This window comes from Aeromonas sp. ZOR0001, assembly GCF_000801015.1.
GTDB classification, from domain to species: Bacteria; Pseudomonadota; Gammaproteobacteria; order Enterobacterales; family Aeromonadaceae; genus Aeromonas; species Aeromonas veronii.
In genome coordinates this window covers 1-3,259 of record NZ_JRJY01000155.1, presented here as the reverse complement: position 1 = coordinate 3,259, position 3,259 = coordinate 1, and the positions used below count along the sequence as shown (strand labels likewise).

Annotated in this window: 3 protein-coding genes and 2 pseudogenes; 2 read left to right on the top strand and 3 right to left on the bottom strand. The window is 40.0% G+C overall.

Annotated features, from left to right (window positions below; genetic code table 11):
- A pseudogene (locus L972_RS21135) lies at window positions 1-140 on the bottom strand (IS1/IS1595 family N-terminal zinc-binding domain-containing protein); the annotation flags it as partial.
- A gap of 35 nt (window positions 141-175) precedes the next feature.
- On the opposite strand from L972_RS21135, the pseudogene L972_RS18680 reads away from it, so the two are divergent.
- Window positions 176-418: pseudogene (locus L972_RS18680) on the top strand (transposase); the annotation flags it as partial.
- 46 nt (window positions 419-464) lie between these two features.
- On the opposite strand, the gene L972_RS18675 reads toward L972_RS18680, so the two are convergent.
- Both L972_RS18675 and L972_RS21130 read right to left on the bottom strand, forming a co-directional pair.
- Entirely contained in the window at window positions 465-1,148 is a 684-nt protein-coding gene (locus L972_RS18675) for an inovirus Gp2 family protein (protein WP_047440224.1), read from the bottom strand.
- A gap of 504 nt (window positions 1,149-1,652) precedes the next feature.
- The gene (locus L972_RS21130) at window positions 1,653-1,829 is read right to left on the bottom strand and encodes a helix-turn-helix transcriptional regulator (RefSeq protein ID WP_081990762.1); all 177 of its coding nucleotides are present in this window, start codon (window positions 1,827-1,829) and stop codon (window positions 1,653-1,655) included.
- Between the two features lie 404 nt (window positions 1,830-2,233).
- Between L972_RS21130 and L972_RS21555 the strand changes: the two genes are divergently transcribed.
- Window positions 2,234-3,193 carry a hypothetical protein gene (locus L972_RS21555; RefSeq protein WP_139714666.1) on the top strand — a complete coding sequence of 320 codons (960 nt, stop codon included), beginning with the start codon at window positions 2,234-2,236 and terminating at the stop codon, window positions 3,191-3,193.
- Window positions 3,194-3,259 lie beyond the last annotated feature (66 nt).

Here is a 3,259-nt window from a genome sequence, read left to right as displayed (position 1 = left end):
GGTGAGCTGAAACACGTGCGGACAGACGGGGCAACGATAGCGAACATGGCCAGCAGGGGTCTTACCATGGCGATATACGTGGTCAGAGTTGCAACGAGGACAGTGAACGGGGATGGATGCCATGAAGCTGTCGGTCTCAAAAGAGTTCATCATATCAACTCAACCGATCGGATGCATCACCCACAAAAGCAAGCAGACCGAGCGATGGTTGAAGAAGAACCCCAAGTTCTGCTTGGTGTTCCAGCCAGTTTACAGCCCTTGGGTTAATCACATAGAACGGCTGTGGCACAAGTTACATGAAACCATCACGCGCAATCATCAATGCAGAGGAATGGCCAGCCTGCTGGCCCGAGTGAAACACTTCATGGATACCGTGTCTCCTTTCGCCGGGAATGGCTATGGCACAGCGAAGGTGTAGCACTATTAGGATCTGTTATTTAGAGCCCATGAATTAAGTGTAAACATTACCTTATCAGTTGACTACGCCCGAAATTACGCTCACCTCGTACTTTCGAACGTAATTTAAATAAATACGCAGTCCTCTCCAAGAATTTATAAAATTTCTCATTGTGTAGGTCAGCATCTCGGCGATCAAATCGATACTCTGCATCATCAGGGAAATGCACCAAAGACGCATAATCAGGGTATGCGAGCCTCAATGCACTACACCAAGCTTTACGGATACGCGTAGCCATGTTATCTCCATCGAGATTAGAGTAGTCCCCAAGATGACCGTAATCATCTCGGTTAAATAGTAGCACCACGTGATAATGAGGATACTGGCTTGTTACTTGCTCCTTCACCCAGATAAATCCCAAGAAGAATGGTTTACCAGCCTTACCCTTACGGTGACGTGCCGCCTGTATTTGGCTTTTTAGTGAAGCTATAAAGCGCTTAATAACCTTTTCCTCCTCTACCTCCGGTGGGAAGCTTGTCGGCATATCCGGATCATCCATGATGGATATCAGGGGGAAGCGTAGGTCAACGCGCACTGCAAACACTCGTGGGTGTTTATTCAAGAAGTTAGCGATTACCTCCACGGATGTTTTCAACTGCTCAAAGGATATTGAACCATACTTGGCCTCAGCCACACCTCGTAAGTTTTCTAGCTCGTCGGCTATTAAATGATACCCGACTTTTGATTTCATATAAGTTCCTATAGCTCGCATGGAATACCTATACCCGTTGGTTAGATACTCAGGTGACTTCACTTATCATCATTAATGAGGATTGCTACGTAAAACTTTACGGACAACTGATACTGTTCTCTCTTATCAAACCACTAGGTTGATATACCAATCTGCATTTAGCACTCTGTGCATTACATATACTTTGCTATGCAGATCTATACAGCTAATGGCTTATATCTGATGTACAAGCCTGATGTGCATCTGATTGGTATACACGAAGTGTATATATCACATATTCTCGTTCACATACTCTGCGATACACTCTTGATGGTGTATCACTCTCACCCTCGATATATCTCCTACCCCCTCTACCGTGTTATACACTTCGCGTGTATATGTAATACTATTACCGAACTGAGCAACATTCTAAATCGCCGAGAAAAGCTTGGTTATTTTCGATAAGCGCTCGATAATTCCGAACATTAAGACAAATAAGTTCCTCTGAACTTAGCTCGATACCTCCTATCTAGCGGATACCTTCGAATCAATCCATTCTATTACTTCACTCAGCTTCCAAGCGACCGCACGAGGCCCTAAAGGAACGGCACCAGGAAATGCCCTCTTGCTCATCAAGCGATAAATTGTCGCTTTGGATAAGGTAGTCATTTCGATGACTTCTTTCAGCTTAATCAACTTCATGTTATCTCTCCGCTATTTCTTCATAACGAAGGACCACATGTTAAAAATTACTATCCGAAATAAACCACAATCTAATCTCAATCTCATTAATCCGCACAATTAATTGATAGCCACCCACAACCGAATAAATAAATCTCAGTCTCCACTGAACTTTGCGATAAACCCATGAAGAAAGAACTTTACTGACACACACAGTAATTCATAGCACACTAAACAAGCTCAGGATCTAAACCACCAGATGCATAGTGCACTCTAAGCCAGACACCCCAAACATTGGTTGGCCATTCCTGCACCAGGCCAAACATAAAAAACACGTGAAATACATCACAAAACCCCACAAAACACACTCACGAAAAACACAATAAAAACTACAATGTAGTTTTAAGTTATTAGGGTGAAAAAATATGGCGCTCTGGACGGATGGAAAAGTTGTCAGAACACTGTTACTCGACAAATACTTTGTTGATTATCTTTGGTATAGAACATGTGAAATAAATTCGTATTCAGTGTGTGTAATTCCTGCAGCTGAAAATATTGAAAACGAACTATCAAGAGCCAGCTTAGATCCTAACGCTCAAAGATTCATGTCTGATAATGATGTTAGAGACAATTCAACACTTAACCTCGACCGATTTATCAAAGTACTTCATAACGAATATACCCAAGCATGTATTTCCAAGGATGACCTACATTGGATAGATGAAAAAAATACCAGATTGATTTTTTATATATGGCGAACATTGAGTCACTTAACATTAGATCACATCTCTAATAAAATGTTCGATTTCGACCTTAAATGTGAATTTTTACAAACAATGCAGCCAAACAACAGCAAGAAAATTGTGAGAATGAATGATATTACCAATGTAAAAATAAGCACATTTTTAATCGTTTGCTGTATAAATAGATTGAGAGTTAGTAAGGCCATTAAATTACAAATACTAGATAATATAAAAGAGACAGCTTCATACTCCCTAAAAAACCAAGAAATAACTCGCTGGCTAAACAAGGATGAAAATCAAAAAATATCTTGGACATTTGACTACTTGCTTAATAACAAACTAAGATATATCCCACTAGTACTTCCTGGCTCAATGGGAGTTAGAGATGATATCATTTCTTTTTTTGATGTGACGCGCACATTCAATGAGGACAGTTCAAAACTTATTACACTCACAATGAAGAAATCATGGAGCCAGAGAAAATACCGAGATAAAAACAAAGATAAGAAACAATACAGTATAAACATGAGCCAAGATATAGGCGATATTCTTGACGAACTAAGCCAAGTAGAAAACAAAAATAAAAATGCTATCATAGAAGAATTGATTAGAGAAGCATACGCAAAACGGTGTTCAATATAAATAAAATGGACTAAATGATTTAATGAGCCTGTAAATAATTCTGTGTAACTGCCCACTCCATTACAG